Genomic DNA, 16138 nt, shown 5'->3' with positions numbered 1-16138 from the left:
GGCTCATTCGTGGCGACGCATGTCGCAAACGACACGCATTCGCCGCCGTAAAAATCCGCAGGAGAGGGCGGCAACGTTCATTTGAACTCAGTTAAATAGATCGTCTTGATGCCGTCCGGCGTTAGGCCAGTACGACGCAATTCAGCCTCACAGCGCTCTTGAAGAGCCTCCCTGTCTCCGGGTTGCCCAATTAGATAGACATAGAGATTGCGGACCGCTCCGACGAGCTTTGTCACTTCCTCCAATTTGAGGGCGTACGTTCCCTGGGTGCTTGCTTTCCGATCGGCGATGGGCTCCGGAAGCGCCGAAACCCGCAAAGACTGCCTTCCGGGATAGCATCGCCTGAACCATTGCTCGGCTTCTAGGAGTTGAGCATGGTCGTTCTTGTAGAGCGGGTTGTCCTTCTCCTTGTCGCTTTTGGCTTCTATGACGAAATCGAACAAACCGCTCGTTCGCCACAAAACATCAGGCCCTGTTTTGTGCACTGCTTCCGGCCGCTCGGCGTCAAAACCAAGATATGCTCCAAGGTTCTTTAACGCTTCCTCATATTGGAAAGGGGAGGCGTCGGGCACTAAAGCCGAGACCGCTTCGTTATAAGCAGGAATGAGCGATCCACGACGTTGATATTCGAGGATTCGGCTAACAATCGCCATGGATTGTGGACCAGCCATTGGTCGCGGAATGTAGGCCGGTCGGATGCGAGGTGGGATATGGTTGTTGTTGGTTGCGAAAGCTGACGTCTGAAGTCGCTGACCTTTGTGATCATCATTCATATGGAAAGCGATGCGAGCTGCCAACGAGGAAAGCCATGCCCTTCTCTGACCATCCTGGGCAAGGTCTGGTGAGGAAATCAGGTGTTCGAGTTCTTGAATGGCGCTTTCATACTGTCCCACTCTTTCCAGCCGGAAAGCCCTGCGCTCAGCACCGGCGACCTTCAGCGACAGTTCGTCGATCCCCGGGGGCCGGGTGGCGGCTGCCAACTCTGACGCATGGTAGGCAACCCAATCCGGATCCCTGTTCAAACACTTGAGCATCGTTTCGCCAATTTCCTGATAGCTGGCGACAGCCTCACTCACTTCCTGTCCCACGTTGAGTTGTACCCGGCTGCTCGCGGTCAGATGCTCAAGGTTCTTCTTGCGTCCGATCCATGCAACCAAATCGCTTCCCGTCAGGACGACCACGCAGAAATCGCCGCCCCCCCTAGAGCCGCGCCCTAGGCCCTGCTCGATCCGCTGGGCCAACAACGAGTTGACCGCGGAATCTGCAAGAACACTCGTCCGAAACATATCGTAGTCGGTCGTACCCTGTGGCAGGCCATCCATAATCAGCAGGCGGCAAGACTGACCAGCCAAATCAATGCCGTCGTACCGGTTAGCAAGAACGATCGGACCCTTGAACGATCCGGCCTGCATATCTTTTATACGGTGGCTAACCGCTTCACTTGTCTCTGGATATTCCGCAGTATCCAACCATCCTTTGGCAACGGTCCCGGACGGCGCCAAAATCGCGACGCCGGCGTAACCGGCAATCCATTTCGCGATCTGTTTAACCATCGGTGTGATAGCGACATTGCCGAGCGGCATCAGCTCGGGCACCAAGATCATGCGCTCGCCTACACCCGCGAGCGATGAAGACTGAATCGGTCTGCCAACTGCAGCAGGGGAGGCACCGAATGTGCGAACAATCTCGCTGTCGTCCGAAATCGTAGCAGACATGTAGATCCGGCGTTTAGCGTCATCGAACGTCGGAAGAAGATCAACCGGCGGAAAGGTGGGGGTGATCGTCACCGATTTGCGGCTGAAGAGGCAGTGGCACATGGCCAGATTGTCACGTAGGAGAGGCCATATGTAGGGATCGACGCCCTCGACATGCTGTGAAAGAAATTCCCGAACTTCGGGGACCTTGGACAGCCAAGCCCAGCTGGGGACCTCGATCACGCCGAAGTCCTTCCCCCTCGTGATGTCAGCAAAGGCGCCGCCTCGTCCGACCTCGTCGAACGCGCCCCTGAAACGATCCGCCATCTCCTGATAGACCTCGAGGTGGTCTTTCGATGTGATCGTCAGGCTGAATGCTTTACGAACAGAGGAAAGCGCGACGTGCGCGTCGTCTAAGATGATGCCTCCGACTTTCACTGCCGGTTTGGCGGAACCTCGAACACCAAATTTGCTGCGACCACTGAAAAGGCTCTCGTAGGCCCCCACGAGAACGGCGTTACCATCAAGAAACTCGGAGGCTAAAGGCTGCCCCCTCGTGTAGGGCACCGCGCGGATTCCATATTCAGTCGCTTTGGCAATAACCTGTTCGACGAGCTGGGTAGTTGGTGCGAGATAAAGAACGGGTTCACCGAGTTCATTCATGGTTGATTGTGCCATGAGAAGCGCAACCAGGGTCTTTCCTCCCCCCGTATGCAGTTTTACAACGACATCCTTGTCGTTTCTCCGGGATGGATACCAAGCATCGAGAGCTTCGGCTTGGCTAACATAAAGGTCATTGATCCCGACGGCTTTCGGCAGGGAATGAAAGATATCTCGTGGGGCGACGGGCTTCGGCTTTGCCTTGTCCTCGCGAAGCTTTTTGAAATCGACCACCTCTTGCCCCCCATTTTACCGACAGTTCTGCTTTAACAGATGTATGCCCAAGAGAGAGGCATTGAAAATACCTACTACTTAGAAAGACGTGTTGCAGGTTATTTTTTCGGCGGGCGTTACTGACGCCTAACGATATGGCAGGAGCAGGATGACAAACCATGTTTTCTGCATCCACTAATTCACAGACGTCCAAGGTTGAAAGTCAGAAATCAATTCTGTCCTCTCGCATTTCACCACCAAGGCCAAATAAATACATGGAGCCATAAAATGACAACAGATCGCTCCGCGGCGCACCGTCGATTCGTTGTGTTAGCGCCTCGGCCACCACGCCGACGTGCTTTACGAGTGCGTCCAGATGTTGCTTTGTTGGTTGGTTCCTATCTCCAAGCGCTGCCTTCAGCGCATACAGCCGTTCAAGCGGCGCTGGATGGGTCTCGGATACCGAAAACCGAGGTATGTCGAGAAATCGGGAGCCCAAAAGTTCAATTAAGTGGAGGAAGAGAAATATGTGATAGGCGCCGTTGGAAAGGCGGAGTTTTGCATCTTTATCCGACCCGATGGCTGTAATCGCGTGGAGGTCAGCACTGAATTCTAGATCGTGGTTATAGGTTTTTAGATCCTCCAGATTTTCGGTCGAAGATGCTTCTTCCATATGACCTAGAAGCAAATGACTAAACTCATGCCCGAATGTGAATTCGAGCATGTCGTCTACATCGCGCTTGATAGCAGCGTCCACACTCGCTGGAAGTTTAGCTCGCGGATCGATGTCAAAGTCCTGGGCTTCTGACCCTATCATCGTCCGCAGGGCGATTAAGGCTGCATCAATCCGGTCGCCCATCGGAAATTCATAGTGTGCGCCATGAAAACATACAGTCATGAAATAGAGGAAGTAGCGCAACGCTTCGGAGACGATGATCACCTCGCCTACCAGGGATTTTAAGCAAGCCGCGTTCACTTCCAGGGTTGGGACGTAGCCATATGGGATTGAGCGAGCGGATTTTCGTAAGGCCTTCGGCAGTCGCTCAAGATAGCGTCTCGGAGCCAAATTGACGGTTTCGTAATAGGACGTCAGAGTCCAAGGGCGACCGTTCTGCTGGAATGCACGCTTCCGGTGGGCAAGCACCCTCGTAACTCGAGGAGAATCGGCAACGGAGTTAGCCCGAATTCGCAGCAAGTAGTCATGCGCGCTTCTCAACGACCTCAGCCGGAGAATCTCATTCTTAGAGCAGAAGGGCGCATAAACCAGTTCTTCGTTGCTGAGATCTGGATCGCGTGGTTCGATCCCTGTGACGTAGAACTCGCCACGTTCATCGCCGATGATGAAACCATTCGCGGCGCGGCGCGCTCCGGGAAATTCCTTCAGCCATTTCCGTATTTCGTGCTCTTCCATTGCGAAACGACAACCCTCGTGCCAAGTAGAAAAATACGCAAACTAAAAAGTCCGATAGTAATACGCGAATAAGCCTAACTGCCCGTCTGTAAATCAGGTCGATAAAAAGAGGGTAAGTTTGCCATCAAATCTCTAAGGGCCTCAGTGCTGGCCGCTCCCGAATCTGAGGGCAACAATCTGGACAAATCGGACAATCCGCATTATCTTGGCTGTAGTCAAGAAGGAAGACGAAGATGGTTGCTGTCACCCGTAAAACGCAGATGGGCGCAAAGCTAGAAGTCAATCCAGCTGCGGTAGCCGATGTTCTCAAGGTTCTGGCCCGACACAATCCAGGCCTTTCAAAGCCGGCTCTTGCAGCGACTGGCAGGGTCATGGCCGTGGTCTCTGCGGTAGCAGCGCGCCTTTCTGTCGAGCAACAGCGTCGGATTGCCGACGACGAAACGGAACTCGCCCATATTGTGGAAGCCGCCGTCGCCGAACTGGCTGCGAAGCCAGGTCATGTGCTCGCGGAGGTATCGGTCGAAAAACCTGTGGAGGTCAGCCGAGGTGGTGGTCTGGGGCAATCGGTAGACATTGAGGAAGGGCGCCGCAGGCTCGACGAATTTGCGACGCCAACCCGCATCGAAGACTGGGCCGGTCCGGTCGCCGGTCCGGGCGATATCGAGAAGAAGTTCGGCACGAAGCGATCGACCCTGCACGACTGGCACAAGCGCGGAGCTGTCGTCGGTCTGCTCAGGGGCGAGCGAAAGCATGTCTTTCCCCTGGCTCAGTTTGTGGATGGTCGGCCGGTCGAGGGCATGCCTCAGGTCACCAAAATCATCCGCAATCCGCGTGTAGCGTGGCAATGGTTGATCCAGCCGAAGCCAAGCATAGGCGGAACGCCGCTCGACAATCTCAAGATGGGCAATCTGGACGAGGTTCTGGATGCAGCTGAGCGCGATTTTGGTTGAGCTGAATCGTGAAACTTGATCCCCAAACGGTTCGGGAGCTCGCGCTTGCCTTTCTCCCGCAATCTTATGTCCGCATTATACCTGTAGCCCACATGTCGACCCCGCTTGGCATGGGTTTCGGCCAATCGCGATTCTCGAGCCCCAACCAGATGTTCCGACTGCTTTATGCCGCATATGATCTCGCGACCGCGATTGCGGAGACGATTGTGCGCGACCGCTTCGAGGGGACCCAGGAGCGAGTGCTGGATGAGAGCGAAATCGAGGACTGGTCGGTCACTGAGGTGACGGCCACGGATGCTCTCATTCTTCTCGACCTGCGCACGACCGGCCTCCTGAGGTTGGGCGTCAGCACGGACGCAGCCCGGGGCAAGGAACATCAGGAAGGGCAGAGACTGAGCGAGTCGATCTTTCGATCCTATGCTGTCGATGGATTGCTCTATTCCTCACGCCTCACGGCGGCAGATTGCGTGGCGGTCTACGATCGAGCTGTCGGTGAGAAACTTGTCGCCTCTCCGGCGGTCGAGTTGGTTCGTCAAGCCGACCTGATACCCGCCCTGCGGTCTATCGGGGTGTCGATCCGGGCTGGGCGTTAGGCATGCCCGTTACAGTCACTTCCGCAAACTTCTCGGGGCGATTTACGGCGTTGAATGGCACGAAAACGTTGCCAGCGACACATGCCGACATCATCCGCTCGTTGCTGACCGTCGGCTATCCCAGCCGTCGAGCCGCTGTCCGTACCGTTGGCCCCTGGCGGGAGAAAATGCTGGTCGCGATGGCGACGGGCTATCTGGATGCCTCCTTGAACACGACGGCCTATTTTCGGAGTTTGGAGCAGTCGGAGAAGGTGGGGGTTTCGTTCCTTTTCGGCGAGGCATTCACGCACTGGTATGCTCAGAGTCAGATGAGCGTCCAGTATCTCGTGCATGTCGCCGGTCTTGCCTCCTGCCGATGGGGATCCCCATCGGCTCCGGTCGTGCCGAAGGCTGGCGCAGCGCCTCCTCCTCCAAAATCGCGTCCCGACTTTATCGGCATCAAGCGAAGGGAACGCCACGTGTTCGAGAGTAAGGGTCGCATCCGAGCGCCAGCCGCAAGCACCGTTGCGAAGGCACTGGGGCAGGTTTCGGCGCTTCACACGGTCAACGGACGGGCGCCGACCACGCGCTGTGCAAGCTTCTTCATGTTCAAGGCCGGTGGTGCAGAGGGCAGAGTGCTGGATCCGCCGGCAAAGGGTGACGGCATCACCGTGACGTTTGATCTCTTCGAAGCGATTACACGAGCCTACTCCTTTATCCTCGATCAGCCGGTACTTGATCTATCCGATCAGGTTGGTGCGGGTTATGTCGGCCGCGAGATCGATGATGGTGTGTTCTTGGGTATCGACAAGGAAATCCTTGCCTTGGTACAAGAGCGGCCCCCGACTGAAGCAACGCGTCGCAGGCGTGTCGCCCAGGTCTTCTCTGCCCTTGAAGATCGGTCGCAGAACTATGCGGGTCGGCAGGATAGAAGTGTTTCGTCCGGCCTTGACGGGGTCCTGCTTCTTGACCGCCGTTCGCCGCGCGCCCTTCGACGCTTCCGGACGCAGGGTTAAATGGCCGACTTTATGTCGGGGTGTTGGTTTCACCTCCTGACCAGCAATTTCATGTGATTTACGACAACCCTATAATTCCATCAGAGATGCTCGCTCCATGACGACCCTTCTCGGCCTCACCTATATCTCAAATGAAAAAGTGCCGCTCGCGGACCTGGACGACTATGTAACCGTCCACGTGCCGAGTGCTGGGTTTGATCAGCACCTCGGAAATCATTCACCATGGTTTTGGTCGATCGATAGGAGAGGCGGCGGCGTGGATTTCAAGCAAGGGAAATATGACTATTGGGTGCGCCGGGTCGGTTCCAACCAACCAATAGGTTTTCCGGTGCTGACATCGACCTCAAAAGAGGAGGGCTGGATCTCAGTCATGGACGGCCGACATCGCATAATGGCAATTGTCGATAGCGGTCGGCAGGCCTTTGCAGCGAGACTTCCCAGACCAATGCTGGGAACGGCGCAAATGATAATTCCAGGCCTCGAAATCTTTGATCTGTAGACTACAGACGGCGCCGAGGCGCCCCCTGTCAGACTCCTCCGTCGACGACCATCGAAGTCGGGAAGCCACCATGAGGCTTCGCAATGAACGCTAGGCGCGCTTTGCGGAGTGGCCACGTCTTATCTCGCCACCAGTAAAACTCCAGATGCGATCTGCCCTGCGCGCGGATTTCCGACTCGATATCGCGGCTCTCACGTGAACCCGGGACAGCAAGAAAAGTTCCCGTCACGATGCAACGGGTGCTGCCCCTTACAGTGGCCTCGGTGTCGAAGACGGCGTCGCTGATGCAAACGCCCATGAAATCCCTGCTGCGCTGGCCTTTAGGGGTCTCAATGATGAGATCACCAGACGTGCGGTCAAAGTAGATTTTCACTCGGCTGCCGATCTCAGGTGGCTGACGAGAGACGTGCGGTATATCCATTTTCTACTCCTCTGGAGACTGCGTTGGCACCTGTGGGACGGTCGCAAACACACCCGGGGAGCTGTCTTGCACCGCCGGTAGGTCGAAACGCGGATCAGTGAGATCGAGCGCGCCAGACCGCATCAGAGGCTTCTCGAGCCGATCGAATATCCATTTATCTGCCTGTGACGTGAGCGCCATATGCGGTTTTCTCATGATGGCGCGCCGCGGATTGAGATTGCCGCCACTGCCGGCGTTCAGATTGCGTTGAGTTGGCGCAAAAGAATCCGGACCAAGTTCGATCATCATATCGACCATGGACACGTCTGCCGAAAGAGGTCCGTTAATGACACATTGGCCCGAGCGATGCCTGAAACCACTCCCTAAGTGCGACGATGTCAGCTCTTGTTTCTAACCCAATAGCGCAGGCAAAGTGATAGGCATCTCCGGCAAGCTCCCCGGAAAAAGGCGCTATCAGCAAGCCCGCAGCAAGCGCATCCGCTACCAGAACCCGGCTGGCTATGACCACGCCTTGTCCCGCGATAGCCGCCTGGACGGCTAGCATGCTATCGGGAAAGCGGGGTCCGACACTGGTGTCGACGTCGGCCACACCGGCCTGCGCGCACCAGCGCAACCAGTCTGGTTCCGGCGAGGGCCGGTTTCGTCCGTCGATATGAATCAGTATAGCGCGCCGCAGATCATCAGGGTGGGACAGACCGAGCCGTGCGCTACAAACGGGTGTCATCACGTCACGGCAAAGGTAGGTACTGACCACGCCGGGGAAGGGACCACGCCCGTAACGTATTGCAGTCTCGACACCACCCGCCCGCAAGTCCTCGACGGAGTTCGACGTATGCAGCCGGAGATCGATCATCGGAACAGCCTGGCGGAGCGTGTCCATCCGCGGCACCAGCCAGTGGCTGAGAAAAGCAGTGGTGGATGAGAGGGTGACTGTCGTCGGGGTCGTATCTGCCAGCAGTCGCGTGACTGCTCTTTCGATTTCGCCGAAACCAGAGGCCGTCGCCTCGTACAGGGTCTTGCCCTGCGGCGTTAACGTCACCGCTCTCGGCGACCGGTCCAGGACGCGCAGGCCCATATGGGCTTCGAGTTGCTTGATCTGATGGCTGATGGCCGTCGGCGTCACCGAGAGTTCTTCAGCCGCCGCCTTGAAACTCGCCCGCCGTGCAGCGGCTTCGAAAGCGCGAAGGGCGGACAATGGCGGCAAGCGAGAGCGACTCATGCTGAATCCAGTTCACCTTGAAGCTGAGTAATTTGACTTTTTCTATTTGTATAAGCGGCTGTACAGTGCTGATCGTCAAACCCTATCAAAATAAACTCATTCAAGGCAGCAGGGAAAATGGTCGAACTGGTCGCAGGTCTCATTGATGTCTTCGCAGACGCGCCATTGACCGGCAATCCGCTCGCGGTGGTGCAGGACGCCGACGACCTTACCGATGATGTGATGCGGCGGATCGCCGGTGAATTCAATCAGGCCGAGACCACCTTCATACTTCGGAGCGCACGTGCCGATTGGAAACTGCGGTCGTTCACCGCAAGCGGTGCGGAAGTGTTCGGTGCGGGCCACAACGCACTCGGTGCGTGGCTCTGGCTAGGAGAACATGGGAATCTCGGTTCGCTGACGACCGCCCGGACCTTTCAGCAGGAGATCGGTCAGGATGTTCTGCCGATCGAGCTCGAATTGATCGGCGGTCGCGTCCACGGCCGCATGCGCCAGGCGCCGCTGCGCTTGTCGGACCCGCTCAGTGATGTCGCGCCTCTCGCCGACGCCCTTGGCCTCGGTCTGGGCGACATTCTGTCAGAACCGCCGCCACGTCCCGCTGACACCGGCGCGGCTCATCTGATGGTGCGCGTTCGCAATGCCGGCACGGTTGACGAGGCGCGACCCGATGCCGGCAAGCTCCTCGCCGTTCTGAGAAAGACGGCGGCGGAAGGCTGCTATGTCTATGCGTTCGATGCCGAAGCACCGAACACTGCCTACGCCCGGTTCTTCAATCCAACCGTTGGCCTGTGGGAAGATTCTGCGACCGGAACCGCCGCTGGCCCTCTGGCGGCGTATCTTGCAGCCACGGGAAACCTCAGGAACAACGAATTGGTGATCGAACAAGGTACCAAGATGGGCCGCCGCAGCATTCTGCATATCCGGCTGAAGCCCGAACCGGAACTCTCCGGGACAGGCATTGTCGTGTTGAGAGGCGTGATCCGGCTTTAATGCTTGCACCCGGTCCTAGCGCCCGTACCGATCCTTCAAACTCCAGCAAGCCGGCGCTGTGACGTCTCCTGGTTCTGGGGCGACGACTTTATCGTGCTGCCGCCCTTTATGCGAGCCAACGGCGCTCTCTTCCTCGAACACGTGATGCCAATTCTTTAGGATCGCGGCATTTTCCATAACGACTGTACCGGCGGCGCCGACGCGAGACTTTTGCCCTGCCGCTCCCCAAAGCCAGTACGTGATGGCCCGCAGCAAAAAATCTGCATTTGAACAACTTAGAAAACTCACTTTGCTTCCTCGTGCCCATAAAAGAGAACAACATTTCATGACTTTATACATAGATTTTATAGACTGGCAGGCTCAGGCTCGTTTTAAGTCCATACCGTAAGGCACGCGGAAAACGAGGTTCACCCTACAATTGCGACGAGGAGGTTGGATGACAGCCAACGGTCTGTCCATTCTGGTGCGTTCAATTCGAGAGACGCCCTTCTCCTCGGCTCTCATTTCCTGGACGCCAAACGCAACGTCGTGGCAGCCGGGAGGGCGGAGGGATCGTGAGTAAGCAAGCTGTCTCTACCACCATTGGTCATTCAGTTCCGTCGTATCGCCCGTTCGCGCTCCTCTCCGCGTTCGCCGTTCGAGTGGGGCCGCTTGTGGTGCTCGTCACCGTTTGGCAGGTGGCATGTGATTTTGGAGCCGTGCGACCCGTGTTGCTGCCGGCCCCATCAACCATCGTTCGCACCATATGGAACATGACATTGAGTGGGGAGCTTGCCGAGCATGTGGCGGTAAGCAGCGCCCGTGTGCTCCAAGGATTCGGCATCGCCGCTGTGCTCGCCCTCGCGCTTGGCATCGTTATGGGGCTCATCGGGCCGTTGAACCGGCTGGCTGATCTAATGGTGCAGGTGTTAAAACCCATCCCGCCTATTGCCTGGATCCCGCTGTCCATCCTGTGGTTCGGTATTGGGGAGGAGGCCAAAATTTTCATCATCGTCCTCGGCGCCTTTTTTCCCATTTTAGTAAGCACTCTTGACGCTGTCCATCAGACTGATGTCCGCTATGTGGAACTAGCTCGGGTGCTGGAAGTGCCACGGCTCAACTTCATCCGTCAGGTGATGATCCCCGGCGCCCTGCCGCAGATCATGTCGGGGCTCAGGCTCGGCATCACCATGTCTTGGATGTGTGTTGTGGCAGCCGAGCTGATCGCAGCATCGAGTGGCATCGGATTCCTCATCATGGACGGCCGCGTAATGTCGAATGCCAGCGTTGTGCTTGCGGGAATGATTACCCTCGGCGTCCTTGGCAAGCTGACCGACGATGCCTTACGCTTCGCTGAGCGACGTCTGGTGCGCTGGCGCGCCGGCTTCAGCGGGTTATGAGGGGTGATATGACCGCTGCCGCATTCCCTACAACACCCCCCGCCGCTACCGATCATACGCTGCTGGTCCAGGGCGTCTCCAAAAGCTTCAGTCGGCCTGACGGGTCGGAAGTGCGTGCTCTGGACCATGTGGATCTCGTTGTACGGGACGGCAGCGTCACCTGCATCATCGGTGCAAGCGGCTGCGGCAAGAGTACCCTGTTGCGCATCGTCGCTGGCTTGGAACCACAGTTCGGCGGGACGGTGCTGCTGGGCGGTCGGCCGCTGAAGGGACCGGGCCTCGACCGAGGCATCGTGTTCCAGGACCACCGCCTCGTTCCCTGGATGACGGTGGAGGCGAACATCGCCTTCAGTCTCCACCGTTTGCCCAAGGCGGAGCAGCGGCGAGTCGTGACTGAGAAGTTGAAGCTGGTGGGCCTTGAAGGATTTGGGCGGTCCTATCCGCACCAACTGTCCGGTGGTATGGCGCAGCGCGTCGCCATCGCGCGCGCGCTTGCGCACCAGCCGGAGTTGCTGCTGCTGGACGAGCCCTTCGGTGCGCTCGATGCGCTGACCCGCCTCCAGATGCAGGACGAGGTGCTGCGCATCCGCCATACTGACAATCTGACCACCGTGCTCATCACACATGACATCGAGGAGGCCATCTATCTCGCAGACGAGATCGTGGTGTTCTCTGATCGTCCCGGCCGTGTACGTGCGCGGTTTACCGTGGAGCTGCCCCATCCGCGCGACCGCGGCGATCCCGCCTTCGCCCGTCTGCGCCATGAGTTGCATGCCCAGTTTTTCCACCACCGCAATTAGCTCATTTTGAAAGAAAGTCGTCCAAGATGCTAAAAAACATTGCCAAAACTGCCACTGCCTTGGTCGCCGCCGCACTTCTCTGGTCCGGTTCCGCTGCAGCGGAGACCGTAAACATTGGATTCATGCCGTTCGTGCCTTATTCCGCCATCCTGCTGGCCAAACAAAAAGGTTGGGTAGATGAGGAGTTTACCAAGGCCGGCTTGAAGGACGTGGAGGTAAAGTGGCACCAGTTCGCGGGCGGTCCGCCGGTGAACGAGGCCTTCGCCTCGGGCGCTCTCGACATTGCCGCGCTGGGCGACACGCCCTCCCTCATCGCCTTCGCCAATGGCATCGATACTCGCTTTGTAGGCCTCGCCTGCAAGGGGGCCAAGGCTGAGGCGCTGGTAGTGCTCAAGGACAGTTCGGTGAAGACAGTGAAAGACTTGAAGGGCAAGAAGGTCGCCACCCTGCGCGGCGGCAATGTACATGAGCTGCTGGTGCTGGTGCTGGCCGAGGCCGGCCTGAAGATTTCCGACGTGGAGTTTCTCAATCTTGGCCTGCAGGACATGGGCATCGCCCTTACCAAGGGCGACGTCGATGCCGTCCTGGTGTGGGAACCGCTACTTACCAAATTGGACAGCGAGGGTGTCTCGCGTACCCTGCGAGACGGCGCCGGCCTGAAGAGTAACCTCAACCCGATAGTCGCCTTAGGCAGCTTCGCCGCCAAGCATCCGGATGTGCTGAAGGCATATTTGCAGGCGGTAAAGCGCGGGGCCGAGGCATTGCGCTCTGATCCGGCCGGTTCAGCCCAGGTCCTCGCGCCGGTAGTGGGCCTGACGCCAAAGCAGACTGAGCTCGCCTTCTCCCGTTTCGAGTGGAAACCGACCGTAACCGAGGCGGATCAGGCAGAGCTGGCGGATTCCGTGAAGTTCCTCCTGGACAACCACTTCATCAGGCAAACCTTCGAAGTATCCAACTTCGCGGATCAGGCCTTTTTCAATTTCTAACGCGAGGCAGAGGATGCCCGAGAAAATCAGGTCAAATGCGTTTCTTATGAATACCACCGGTCACCTCGTTCCGAGGCTTTGGCGGCATCCGGAGGATCAGACCCGGAACTATTGCGATCTTGATTTTTCGACCAAAAACGCACGTTCACGCGACTTGGGTCTGGTCAGCAATACGAACACGCGTTCAGCGAAATGAGAAGGGTATGTTGATGGGCGTTCGCCAAGTATTCGGTCTTGGGCTGATGATATCAGACCCAATCACTACGGCAGATCTTGTTACGGTCGCCCGAACGGCTGAAAAGGCTGGGTTCACGACACTGACTATCGGGGGCAGGGAAACCATCCTGGATCCAACAACAATCCTGGCCGCGCTGGCGGCCAGGACCGAGCAGATCGGGCTGGTTGCGGCGGTGAACGTCGATACGGCTCTGCCTTATGATTTTGCACGCCGTCTGGCGTCTCTTGATCACCTCTCGAGTGGACGGGCAGGCTGGAAGCCATATTCGACTGCCGATGAGCCTGACGAAGCCCGGATCGCGGAGTTCGTGCATGCCGTCAGCCACCTCCTGGATAGCTGGGATGACGATGCCGCCGTTTACGACAAGGAGAGTGGAATTTATGTCGACATCAGCAAGGTTCATCGGCTCGATCACATCGGGGAATATTATAGGGTAGCTGGCCCGCTCGATATACCACGCGCCCCTCAAGGTCGACCGGTCCTGGTTCGAGAGGTCCTCGCTGCCGATCTTGCCGAAGGCGCATGGCCCACGGCGGACATCATTGAAATCGTTCCGGTCCCCGGTCAGAGCACGAACAAGCCCCTCGCACCTCGTGCCGAGGGAAATACCACCCTCCTAAGTATCGTTGCAGACACTGGCGATCTCGCGTCGATGCATGCACTGCTCAACGATGGGGACGTTGATGGAGCGACTGTCCGTGTAGCGCCACGGATCGATGCCGTCGCGCGGGCGGCGAGAGATATTGGGTTATGGTCAAAGCCGCGCGGAAGCAATTTGCGTGACACGCTTGGGTTATCCCGTCCGGAAAGCCTGTTTGCCCTTAGAAGAAATGGAGTTTCCGCATGACCAGCCGTCCTCTCGCTCTTCTGGTCAATCCCCTGCTGTGCGGCCACCACGAGGCAGCCTGGCGGACGGAACGCGCACAGCCCGAGCGGATTCACAGTCTCGATTACTTCCAGCAACTCGCCCGGACTGCCGAACGTGGACGATTCGACGCCGTGTTCATGGCCGACTTTTTCATCTTCAATCCTGCGGTCATGTACAGCCCGCGTTGGGAAGTCGAACCCGTCACGCTCTTGTCTGCGGTCGCTCAAGCAACCGAGAATCTCGGTTTCATCGCCACGGGCTCGGCGATCTTCTCCGATCCGGTTGAGGTCGCCCGGGTCTTTTCGACCTTCGACCATGCCACTGGAGGCCGCGCTGCCTGGAACATCGTGACCTCGGGCGAGCCGGCGGCCGGTGCCAACTACGGCCTCGATAAGCCGATCCCCCATGCCGAGCGCTATGAATTGGGCGCGCGCAACACAGAACAGGTGCTCGCATACTGGGACGGCGCACCGGTCCCCGACGATGTTGCACCGATTGCCCGTCCGGTCCAGGGCCGCCCGGTTCTGGTGCAGGCCGGGTCTTCCGCCACGGGGCGAGATTTCGCGGCCCGTTTCGCCGAACTGGTGTTTAGCGCCCAATGGAATTTCGAAGCTGGCAGGGACTTCAGAAATGACCTTAGGCGCCGCGCCGTGACGCATGGCCGAAACCCCGATGATGTGCGTCTTATCCTGGGCCTCAGCTTTGTCATCGGCTCCACCGAGGCAGAGGCCCGCAGCAAGAAGAAGGCGCTTGACGACTTGATCCTGCCCCACGCCTCACATGGCTGGTTACAGAGTTTCGGTATCGACCTGACCGCGTTCGATTTCGACGAGCCCCTGCCGCGGACACTCGGGAACATCGATCTGTATGAGGGCATCAAGAGCCGCTTTTCGGTCATTTCATCCCTGGTTGACAGCACATCGCCACTAACCATCCGGCAACTGGCCAGCGCCTTGGCCGGAAGCCGCGGCCATCATCTTGTTATCGGCACGCCGGAACAAATCGCTGATGCGGCAGAAACCTGGTTTGTGGGAGGGGCGACGGACGGATTTATGGTGATGCCCCATGAATTGCCTGCGGAATTCGAGTTGTTTGTGGACGAGGTCATCCCGATCCTGCGTCGTCGAGGCCTCGTGGATCGCGATTATCGTGGACATACGCTTCGCGAGAACCTTGGGCTGCCCATCAGCCCGCCCGCGCCGTCATGGGCATTCCAGACATGAATATCGAACAGGGTTCCACCGGACAGCGGCGGCACAATTCCGAGCATGTTCGGGATACGCACGTCTTTAAAGACCTGTCAGTCGATTACGGACTTGCAAGCGGCGTGCAGGGCTCGCGTTCGCATCCCATGATGGTGGGCCTGTCATGACATATCCTTCGCAAATCCCCAACATCTCGACGCTGTTTGACCTTTCCGGTCGGAGGGCCGTCATCACGGGCGGCGCTCGGGGGATCGGGCGCGCTATCGCTGACGGCTTCTTAGAAGTGGGAGCTGATGTCGTCTGCATCGACCGTGGATGGGAAAGCTCTGACCTCCCGGCCGATAACCGGCAGATTGTCACGGCCGATCTTAGCGACCGTAGCGACCTGAAGCGCGGATTCGATGAAGCTGTGGAGCGACTGGGGGGCCAGATCGATGTCCTTGTCAACAACGCAGGCATCTGGGACGACACGCCGTCGCTCGATATGGAGCTTGAGATGTGGGACAGGATCATCGAGGTCAATCTGACTGCGGCCTTCGCGCTGAGCAGGCATGCAGCCAGGCTGATGCTTCCCCGAGGCCGCGGACGAATAATAAACATTGGCTCCATCCGCAGTCTGAGGGGAGGCCACAATGCGGCTGCCTATGCAGCCAGCAAGGGAGGGATCGCCTTGCTCACTCAGACCTTGTCGAATGAATGGGCACCTTCAGGACTAAGGGTCAATGCCATAGCGCCCGGCGCTATGGTCACCGCCCTGACTGAAAAGCTGCGCCACGATCCTGAAGTGGTCACCCGCTTCATCGAGCGCATCCCTGCCAGAAGATGGGGATCGCCCGCCGATGTGGCGGGCCTGGCGATCTTCCTGGCCAGCGACGCCTCCGATTATGTCACTGGTGCAATCATCCCCTGCGACGGGGGGTTCCTTGCCGGTTAATCGAGCGAAACACGTTTTTCTGGAAAAGCAGAGACCGGACCAAAGGAAAACAGGAACTGATGAAGTGGTCTCAATCCACGCAG

General features: G+C 57.9%; 17 protein-coding genes. 12 read left to right on the top strand and 5 right to left on the bottom strand.

Going from position 1 to position 16138, the window contains the following annotated elements:
• Positions 1-77: 77 nt before the first annotated feature.
• Entirely contained in the window at positions 78-2588 is a 2511-nt protein-coding gene (locus tag ACQZ6D_RS26575; RefSeq protein WP_045023411.1) for a DEAD/DEAH box helicase, read from the bottom strand.
• Positions 2589-2790: 202 nt separating this feature from the next.
• On the bottom strand, positions 2791-3978 hold the full coding sequence (locus ACQZ6D_RS26570; RefSeq protein WP_045023413.1) for a hypothetical protein: 1188 nt from the start codon (positions 3976-3978) through the stop codon (positions 2791-2793).
• Between the two features lie 233 nt (positions 3979-4211).
• Here ACQZ6D_RS26570 and ACQZ6D_RS26565 point away from each other — a divergent pair, with 233 nt between their 5' ends.
• The 4 genes from ACQZ6D_RS26565 (at position 4212) to ACQZ6D_RS26550 (ending at position 7015) form a co-directional block, all read left to right on the top strand.
• Positions 4212-4928 (top strand): antitoxin Xre/MbcA/ParS-like domain-containing protein, encoded by a 717-nt coding sequence (locus tag ACQZ6D_RS26565; protein WP_045023415.1) that lies wholly within the window; start codon positions 4212-4214, stop codon positions 4926-4928.
• Positions 4929-5020: 92 nt separating this feature from the next.
• A complete protein-coding gene (locus tag ACQZ6D_RS26560; protein ID WP_234903667.1) occupies positions 5021-5521 on the top strand; it encodes an RES family NAD+ phosphorylase in 501 nt (166 codons plus the stop codon).
• Positions 5522-5523: 2 nt separating this feature from the next.
• Positions 5524-6516: a hypothetical protein gene (locus ACQZ6D_RS26555; RefSeq protein ID WP_045231686.1), complete on the top strand. Its 993-nt coding sequence runs from the start codon at positions 5524-5526 to the stop codon at positions 6514-6516.
• A 97-nt stretch (positions 6517-6613) separates the two neighbouring features.
• Complete coding sequence (locus ACQZ6D_RS26550) at positions 6614-7015, top strand: hypothetical protein (protein ID WP_012654983.1); 402 nt, start codon at positions 6614-6616, stop codon at positions 7013-7015.
• A 28-nt stretch (positions 7016-7043) separates the two neighbouring features.
• Here ACQZ6D_RS26550 and ACQZ6D_RS26545 read toward each other — a convergent pair whose 3' ends face one another.
• The 3 genes from ACQZ6D_RS26545 to ACQZ6D_RS26535 are packed head-to-tail and all read right to left on the bottom strand — an operon-like array spanning position 7044 to position 8655.
• Positions 7044-7436 (bottom strand): hypothetical protein, encoded by a 393-nt coding sequence (locus ACQZ6D_RS26545; RefSeq protein ID WP_045231685.1) that lies wholly within the window; start codon positions 7434-7436, stop codon positions 7044-7046.
• Positions 7437-7439: 3 nt separating this feature from the next.
• Positions 7440-7733 carry a hypothetical protein gene (locus ACQZ6D_RS26540; RefSeq protein ID WP_045231684.1) on the bottom strand — a complete coding sequence of 98 codons (294 nt, stop codon included), beginning with the start codon at positions 7731-7733 and terminating at the stop codon, positions 7440-7442.
• A 25-nt stretch (positions 7734-7758) separates the two neighbouring features.
• Positions 7759-8655, bottom strand: a complete 897-nt coding sequence (locus ACQZ6D_RS26535; protein ID WP_045023424.1) for a LysR substrate-binding domain-containing protein — start codon at positions 8653-8655, stop codon at positions 7759-7761.
• Between the two features lie 117 nt (positions 8656-8772).
• Here ACQZ6D_RS26535 and ACQZ6D_RS26530 point away from each other — a divergent pair, with 117 nt between their 5' ends.
• The 8 genes from ACQZ6D_RS26530 (at position 8773) to ACQZ6D_RS26495 (ending at position 16055) form a co-directional block, all read left to right on the top strand.
• Positions 8773-9645 (top strand): PhzF family phenazine biosynthesis protein, encoded by an 873-nt coding sequence (locus ACQZ6D_RS26530; RefSeq protein WP_045231683.1) that lies wholly within the window; start codon positions 8773-8775, stop codon positions 9643-9645.
• A gap of 554 nt (positions 9646-10199) precedes the next feature.
• On the top strand, positions 10200-11024 hold the full coding sequence (locus tag ACQZ6D_RS26525; RefSeq protein ID WP_233278968.1) for an ABC transporter permease: 825 nt from the start codon (positions 10200-10202) through the stop codon (positions 11022-11024).
• 8 nt (positions 11025-11032) lie between these two features.
• A complete protein-coding gene (locus ACQZ6D_RS26520) occupies positions 11033-11824 on the top strand; it encodes an ABC transporter ATP-binding protein (RefSeq protein ID WP_172691133.1) in 792 nt (263 codons plus the stop codon).
• Between the two features lie 26 nt (positions 11825-11850).
• On the top strand, positions 11851-12810 hold the full coding sequence (locus tag ACQZ6D_RS26515) for an aliphatic sulfonate ABC transporter substrate-binding protein (protein WP_045231682.1): 960 nt from the start codon (positions 11851-11853) through the stop codon (positions 12808-12810).
• Between the two features lie 203 nt (positions 12811-13013).
• On the top strand, positions 13014-13895 hold the full coding sequence (locus tag ACQZ6D_RS26510; RefSeq protein ID WP_045231680.1) for an LLM class flavin-dependent oxidoreductase: 882 nt from the start codon (positions 13014-13016) through the stop codon (positions 13893-13895).
• Positions 13892-15139 (top strand): LLM class flavin-dependent oxidoreductase, encoded by a 1248-nt coding sequence (locus ACQZ6D_RS26505; RefSeq protein WP_045231679.1) that lies wholly within the window; start codon positions 13892-13894, stop codon positions 15137-15139. Before ACQZ6D_RS26510 ends, ACQZ6D_RS26505 begins: the two co-directional genes overlap by 4 nt.
• Positions 15136-15288 carry a hypothetical protein gene (locus tag ACQZ6D_RS26500; RefSeq protein WP_154965369.1) on the top strand — a complete coding sequence of 51 codons (153 nt, stop codon included), beginning with the start codon at positions 15136-15138 and terminating at the stop codon, positions 15286-15288. Before ACQZ6D_RS26505 ends, ACQZ6D_RS26500 begins: the two co-directional genes overlap by 4 nt.
• Entirely contained in the window at positions 15285-16055 is a 771-nt protein-coding gene (locus ACQZ6D_RS26495) for an SDR family NAD(P)-dependent oxidoreductase (RefSeq protein WP_012654998.1), read from the top strand. Before ACQZ6D_RS26500 ends, ACQZ6D_RS26495 begins: the two co-directional genes overlap by 4 nt.
• Positions 16056-16138 lie beyond the last annotated feature (83 nt).

Source organism: Agrobacterium sp. 22-3639C2 (assembly GCF_053522105.1).
The sequence above is the reverse complement of the archived record's forward strand: the minus strand, read 5'-3'. Positions and strand labels throughout refer to the sequence as shown.